The organism is Candidatus Omnitrophota bacterium (assembly GCA_030688425.1).
Lineage (GTDB): Bacteria > Omnitrophota > Gorgyraeia > Zapsychrales > JANLHA01 > JAUYIB01.
This window is the reverse complement of record JAUYIB010000007.1, coordinates 201,217-209,490: the sequence shown is the minus strand read 5'-3', so window position 1 is coordinate 209,490 and position 8,274 is coordinate 201,217. Positions and strand designations below refer to the sequence as shown.

Sequence of the window (8,274 nt, the reverse complement as noted above, 5' to 3'; positions counted from 1 at the left end):
TCTTCTCGTAGATCCCCGCTTCCGGCTTCGCGTAGTGCTCGTACAGCGGCATCACCGCCACCGCCGCGAATCTCTTCAGCTGATAATACGCCCCCCACGTCTCGCCCGTCAGGAACCCTAACCCGCCCTTCGCCAGCGCCAGCTGCGCGCGGCCCTTCAGCATCGGCAGGAACGCCTCCAACGACAGGTCCGCCACAATCGGCTTGCCGCGCGTCTTGAGCCGCAGCAAGGCCTTCGCCAAATCGCGGTCACCGACCTGGCCAATGAGGAATTCCTGCTCGCGCTTCTCATTAACGGCGTGAGGATTGGTCTGACTGAACGGAGAAACAGCGCCGATCTCATGAACCAGGCTGGCGGCTTTTTGTGTTGCAGTGAGGTAATAAGAGTAATTGGAAAAATTGGAAAGCAGGATGTATTCAACACCGTCCGCGGCCGTATACACCGTGGCCAGGAATCCCTGGAACGGCCCGGCGCGGACCAGACCGGCCTCGATCATGGCCTGCAACTTTTCAGCCATGCGCTCATAACCGTGATTGCGCAAGAACGCCAGCGCCAGCTGGGCTTCGTTCGAATCCAGCCGGATCGCGTCCAACTGATCGACCGTCTTGTTCATCGTCCGCAGGCGTCTTTCGACCTCATCATTGACCGCCGGACGGATCGGCATAGCGTATCCCGGCACAGGCCGCGACGGATCAGATGTTTCCGATCCTGAAAGCTGGAAATCTTTCCTGAACCAGATTTGTCCGTCCTGACGTTTGATGATGACATCCGCTTTCCCGGCATGCTGGATCACGTGCGGGGTTGTATCGTGATGGGATAAAATCGCGTTCCAGATGCTTGTCTCAAAAGTGTACCCTCGCTCGCGCATATCCCGCTGGTAATGCGTGTAGAATCTGGTGCGGAAGTCTTCATCCAGATAAATACGCAAATCAAGATTATCCAGGACATCCTTAAGAACAAATGTATAATTCCCTTCAATGATCAGGACGTCTAATTCCGCCGGTTCAATAGCAGCATCCGGCGCAACCTCACCCGTAGCCGGGACGTAGCGGAATGGGATAAACGGACGGCGCTCACGCAGCGCCCCGAAATCTCCCGTGACTTTCGCCATATCAATGCCGTCAAGGCCAGAGAGCCCCTGGCTCTTTCTGATTGCGCGCGGCTTGAGATATCCATCCAGCTCTACGGTGCGAACGCGCAGGCCCTGGGCTGAGAGGATGGCTCTCAATTGCTCGGCCAGCGTGGTCTTCCCGGCGCTTGATTCCGCGGCAATCCCGACAACAAAGAGGCCATGCCCTGACCTGCGGCGCTGGATAAACTTCGCGATATCGGCCTCAAACGCGGCATCTTCTTTCCGGACTTGGTAATAATTCTCATAAAGAAGGGGGTGAATACGATGCCGCGGGACAGCCACCTTAAGATGGCGATGAGCAAAGAAATGCTCTTTGCGCTCTTCCAAGCCAGTTTTCCCGCTCATTTTCTCAGTGAGGATTCTCAATACCTTAACGGGGTGGATGCTGGACAACATGTGGAGTGCATGCATCGTCTTCCCATGCCATGCCTTCAACTGCTGTCCGCCCAATCTGCTTACGTCCACGCCCAATGATTCCTCCAGGGAGGACGCTTCTCGATCCCATTCCTCATTCAATTTATTCATGAAAACGACGGTGCGGGACATCGCGGGGGTCCCGGCCTGAAGACCGCTCAACAACCGGCTGACCAAGGCATAGTGAAGAATACCCAGCCGTCTTCTCAGGCCCCACTGGAAATAATCTGGATGCAGGTAAATTGTACGGGTGCGCTCATCAACAACTGCCATCAAAGCATCGGCGCCGGCAGCCAATGATTCGCCATCCGCCAGGCTCATCGCCACCACAACCTTAAATCCAAACGGTTTCGTTTCGGTCACACCTGCCGCATCAGGCATGATCCGCATAACATTACGCAACGTTGCAAAATCCTGTTTAATAAACTGTTCCAACGCTTGAACAAATTCATTTTCTGACAAGCTGGTATCTACTGTAACCGATTGCGCCCCGCGCCAGAAACCAGAAATCTGCAGGACACCCATCTCGAATTCGTCTTGACCTTGAAGTCTGCCGGCCACAAAACCATTCCAGGATGACCGCACGTAACTGTCTGTATTACGATAACCCTGGGCTGCCTTATAAACGTCGTCCTGAACTCCAGCGGGATCCTTCCCTAATTCTGAGCCCTTCTCTTGAATCAAGACGCTGATCACCGCCGTTGCGATGAAATTCAACAATCCTTCTGTGGTCGGAAGTCCCTGACGCGATGAAAGCTCGGCGTGCCGGGCCAACAAATCCTCATACGGCCTCATCCCATATTGTTCCAGGATCATGTTTCTAAATCCAAAATAGTCGTGGGACAGCTCTATGGCGGTAATATCCCAGGATAACATCTCGCGGCCGTCTTCTTCCCGGCTGATCATGCGGATCGACCGATTCTCAGGGGCCACAACAGCGTAATATTCAAATTCCCTGATATACTTCACAAACAACTCGACAACCGCCCACAACGCCAGCTGACGAACATCCTTGTCAGAATCATCCCATAATTCCATCAGCGGGTTGGCCGCACTCACGGCATCGGCTGACCCCAATCCCCCAATCGCCAGGAGGCGGACATGTTTTCTCTGATTTCTGGCAAGCTTCGAATAAACCTCCAATGTCTGCCGGGGACCGATATGCAGCGCTCTGATAAATCTCTCCAGATATTCTTCTTGAGCGGTGTGTTCCGACCCCATGCTCTCGAGAACCGGCCCCAGTGTGCTCATGTCATGAAGCTCCAGCAACGCATCCCATACATACAAATCCCTGTTCCCATCAAGCTTATTGCGCAACAACTCCAACAATGGCTGAGCCGCCCGCTGATCTCCCAGCCTGCCTAAAGCCCAAATTGTCTTCGTTGAAACGCTGGCTCCGTTCCTCTTAAGGTCAGGAATATACCAATCGCCCATTTGCGCTCTCGATATCCCCTTAGCTTCCAACTGAACCAGGTCACCTTCTGCTAACAAATCGACAATTTCACCCGTGGCCGGCTTAAAGCCATATTCATACATGGCCTCCCGCTCCAAGCGGCGGAAGATTTCAAAACCGGTCTTGGACCTGTAAAGATATCCATCGCGGAATCCGTATTCCTGGACAGCCGGGCCGAATGCTTTTTCAAACAGCCCGACAGAAATACGGTGCAGATCAGCGTTATACAGCCACTGGGACATCGGGGTCTTGGCCTTTTCTCCAGCGGATTCGATGTCAACCTGGATGCCGTCCGCAGAAAGCATCCACAACGAGTCGGCTTCCCAATGCAGTTGCATCAGCCGATCATCGCGGCGGATAAGCCATTTTGCGTCGAACTGTCCAGGCAGGGTCGGGATCTTCACATTATCGTGAATGCCGACAATGCGCCTGATTTCTTCGATATCCTCATTCGTGAAGGCCCCGACATGGGCGGCACGATATTCCTGCAGAAGCGAGGCAGATATTCCAACACCCAATTCCATGTGCTCTTTTCTTGACCGAACCGCCAGTTCAATCATTGCCGCCTTTTCCTGCACATCTTTCTCATTATCAATGTCGCTCTCCCTGACCTTGGGCAGAACGGCTTTTGCTATACCGATATCATGCAGCAGCGCGGCGACAACCACCCGCTTGGTTTCCATTGCGTTCAAGCCTTCCCCGACCGCGATCTCTGTCATGAAGTTCACGACATGGGCGATATGATGAACAGGGCTCACGGCCTCGCCTTCGATCAGGTACGGCAGAACCGACGGATACAGACCTTGCAGGATAACGCTGATCTCTGCATGGCCGGATCTCTCAAGCCGCTGGAAGGCCTGGCTCAAAGGCGCCAACGCCTTCTCATTCTGGGACATCACCCTGGTCCTGATGTTCTGCCGAATTTTTTCCTTAAACTCTTCGACGGCCAAGCCGCTCTTTTCGAATTCCGATTGCTTTTTATTAAAGGCCTTGGTGACTCCCTTTTCGATGGCGTCCAAGATTTCCGGTCTGTCTAACGAGGGGACAATGAGAGGCCTTAATGCATCAGGGCCCGGCATGGACTCGCCGCCCTGGCGTTTCAGAACATTGAATTCCCCGGTCCAGAAATTGTAGACCGCGTCCTGCGGCTTGGCGGGCAGACGCAGGCCGGATTCTTCAAAGCCCTCGGACTTCCAGCCGGTGGCGCTGGCCTCGAACCACTGATAGCCCTTGAGCTCCCGCTCAACGCCGTCTTTCCGGGTCATGATGTCGCGAACCTCCGCCATGGTCAGGATCGAATCTTCCTCACCTGCGGCGGCGTTTTCCTTGATCTCTTTGAGGCCCATGGTCCGGAAGAAGGCCTCCATGGCACCCTGGCCCCTGGATGAAACCGCGATCAGGTTGGCGCCCGGACCGCCCGCGCCCAGAGGCATGATCGCGATTCCGTGGCGGCGGGCTTCCTTCGCCAGGCGACCGATCGGATCCATGGTGTAAAGGCTGATGTCCTTGAGTCCCGTCCCGTATTCCTTGAACATCTGGCGCAGGGCTTTATAGTCAGGATGCCTGTAGTCCCGGTGCTCCGGATCAAATACCCGGCGGACATAGTCATCAACATTCGCGTTGGCCCGGGAAAATATTGGTTTGCGGAAATGCAGCAATTGCTGTTTGAGCTGTGGATATTCCTCGAGGGCCGCCAGGACGCGCAGGGCGTAATCCGGCGCGGCCTTGCCCTGGACGATCTCGGCCAGGCGGACCACAACCAGCGTCAGCCAGCGGCGGGTGATCGCGTCGCGGATATCAACGTATTTGTTCAACATCCCGGCCACCGTGCCGAAATCACCGTTCATCAGGGCGCGGGTGGCGCGGCCGGTGATGCCGGGTTTCTTCAAGTGCAGCGGAAGGCCGACAGGGTCTTCATCCCGCAGGAGATCAGTCCACATGGTGTTGGTCAGGGAAGCCGCGCGATGGCCGATCTTCTTGGCGTTCTGGAATTTGACGCCGGCCTGGACCAGGGCCATGTGACGGGACAACCGGTTCAGCCGTTCTTCACTGAGCAGCTTCATGGACATCGCGCCGTACCAGCCGTATTTGCCCAGGGTCCAGATATGACGCCAGGCGCCGCCGAGCAGGAAGGAAATATGTCCCTGTCCTCCGGTCAACCCGCCCAGGAGATCGTTCTCCATATCAACGGCCAGCTTGAAGATATCGGCTTCGGTCAACCCTGCCTCGCGCAGAATCGCCGCGGCAGCCAGGAAGGTCACCATGGCGGCGTTGGAAGATTCCATGCCGCCGGCCATGGCCAACAGGTCGATTTTCTCCACGACGATGCGGACACCCTTCAACCCCAGGAGATCTCCGAAGATCAGGGCCGTGGCGCTCTTCATATGATAATTGCCGTCTTCTTCAACCGGCGTTTCACCCGTAACTCTGACCGGGCTCTCAACTGGAATGCCGTAATCCGGAGCCACATATTCGACCGCTTCAGGATTGCTGCCGCGTTCAAAGCGGATCGTCACGCTGAACTTGCTGGCCACGGTCGGCGTGGACGGCAGGCGATCCATCGGATCGCCGCCGGTGAGCCAATACCATGCCGTGAGGGCCGCTCTCTTGACAGGATTCTTGACCGGTTTGAATGTGATCAACTCAAACTGGAACCGAGGCAAATCAAGAGAGGAACCGGCGCCGTCAAAGCCGCGCAAAGGACCTTCGGCCGTGACGGTCTTCCGGCCTAAAACCGCCTGCACGCGGGCATTCCGGGTCGCAATTTCCTGGCGTCTGGCCTCAATAAGTTTTTCAGGGCGGGTTTCCCAATCCAGCGCTTCCCGCGCCGCCGCGGCAGCCGGATGACCGCCGTTCGCCGCTTCAAGCAGCGCCCGGCTCGTGCTCATCAACCGTCCCCAGCGGCCATCGGTGCCGGGCAGTTCATCGAGGACGTCCTTGGCGATCTTGACAGCCGCAGGCTCTTGGGCAGACTGACCGGCAATCCATTCCGATAGGTCCGCCACGCGGCCGGCCAGCATGTTCTCATCCAAGCGCTTCTGCATGATCCCGCGAATCTCGGCATAAACCTGGGATGTCGTCTGCCGCTTATCGCCCTTGAATTCGTTCATCACATAACCGCTCAAGTCCTCGCCCGGACGGAAGACCTTGACGTCCACTTCGCCTTTCCAAAGCTCTTTCAACCGCCGAACCTGCTTGCGGGTCAGGGCCGCGCCGTAAGCGGCCATGGCCACAGGGGTCAGCACAAAGCTTAAAGTCACTCTCCATTTCGGACGGAAGAATCCGGACTTCTCAAACTTCAACTGATGAACAAGAATATTTTGGTGTATCGGATGAAGAGTATCGAGGGCTTCTTTGATGAGCTGGCTCTTCACGGTGAAAGCGCCGCGGCTTGCGTTCCAGCCGATCGCGCGGTCCATGGTCTCGTCAACAACAACGGAAGTCAGGACCGGATGCAGGTCATACCACGGTCCGGCGCGGATCGACTTCACGTCATTGGCGGCCAGTTCCTGCAGCCGCGCGTTCAAACTGATCAGGACGGCGGCAATGCCCAGGGCCACGGCAAAGACGGACAGGGCCAGCACGGCCAGCCAGCCGCCGGAGATGACGAGTCCGGCCATGAACAGAATTTGGAACGGTTCAACCATCGGGAGGGCCGTAGAAGTTGAAGGCGCCTCTGCCACCTTGACCACGCCGTTATCGCTGTAACGGCTGATCCACTGGACCCGGCCGCGCTCGTTCACAAATGCGAAGGTATACTCAAAATCATGTTCCGGAACAACAGTGATCTCATACACGGCCCGGCCTTTGACGTTCCCGGCGAAGCGGACGTTCCGGTCGTCTTCCCAACGTTCCTTCGACTGGACGTTGGAGTGGAAAACAACCGTCCGGCTGCCGGTCAGATCCGGACGGTTGGCGATCAGGCGCAGGGTCACCGGACGGCCCTTGACTGCCCGGGTCTGCTTGCTCTTCAGCCGGCCGCCGTCCAGATCCATCAATTCCGGATTAAAGTTGCCGGCCTTCTTAAGCAGCATGTGAATATTCTCGATGATAGAAACATTCCCCCGCTCCGCCGGTGACGGCGCAGGCAATCCGGCCGGCATGGTCCTCCTGGCCAACACATGGCCGCGGACATCGAAGATCAGGTAATCAAGAGCAGCGTCCACCAGAGACGACGGGTTGACGGTTTTGCTCCTGTCGGAGATCCGGCCCTTGATCTGGTCATAATTCCAGGCATCGACGAACTTGAAGGCCAAGTCTCCGGACGGGACGTCCTCGCGGGAGGTCCACAGCCACTTGACCGTGACCCCGTAAAGTGTCATGACACCGAACAACCCGTTCACCAGATCTTCAAAGGACCCTTCCCCTTCTTTCCAGATGACCATGGCTCCGATGGGCTGCTGATTGAACAGCGTTCCACCAAGCACGGCCCACTTTGTCCCGGCCAGCATGGCCGCCGGGATCGCCATGAACAGCGGGCCTTCCGTAGTGATGGGTGCCACCAGCGTCCAGCCGTATTCCGGAACAAACACATGGGCGGGAACAGTACTCTTATTGTTCTCGGTATCGCGAATAAAGAGCGGGGCCGCGCCGGAATGGATCACCTGATGGCTGACCAGCGGCCGGGTCAACATCTCCGGCAGGGCCACCATCCGGCCCGCGTTGACATTCGTCACCAGGACATAGTCCAAAGACGCTGTCATAGCCCGGTGTTCATCGGCATGCAGCCAGTTCGCGATGTCCGCGTATCCGTCGCTGAAATCTTCGGGGTTCCACATATCCTTGATCCCGCGCGCGAACATGAATTTCAGAGCCTCATCCATCGCCAACGCATATTCCGTGTCTCTGCGGAACGCGGCAGGGACCCGAACCGCAGCATACGGCATGCGGAACGTGGCCTTGCCGACGCGCTCGAACAGGAAATCCTCATCCGGATGGATCTGGACCTCGATGCGGTATTCGACAGCGTCCGTTTTCCCGTCCCGGACCTTGGCCATGGCCAGGTCGCGCTCCATATCCGCGCGGCGCTGCTCGAATCCGAATTGGATGGCTTTATCCAGGGCGGCCGTTTCCCGGGAACTCAAATTCGCGATGGCCGCCGGCAAGGCAACCTGAACGTCGCGGCCGTCAAACCTGACGGTGACATCCAGGGTTGCCACCGCCTGGACGCGGTCCTGCGCCTCGACGGCCGCTTTCGTGACCTTGACCGGGACAAAGCTCTTTAAATTGTAATGATTGCTGATGTCTATCGGGAAGACAACCGACTTCTCGGCGT

Annotated in this window: 1 protein-coding gene (only partly in view); it reads right to left on the bottom strand. The window is 56.9% G+C overall.

Annotation, left to right across the window (positions count from 1 at the left end; genetic code table 11):
* The coding region annotated (locus tag Q8Q08_00405) for an inositol monophosphatase family protein (GenBank protein ID MDP2652474.1) crosses the window boundary (this coding region is incomplete at its 3' end): on the bottom strand, positions 1–8,274 show 8,274 of its 142,750 nt. 134,476 nt of the annotated region lie beyond the right edge of the window.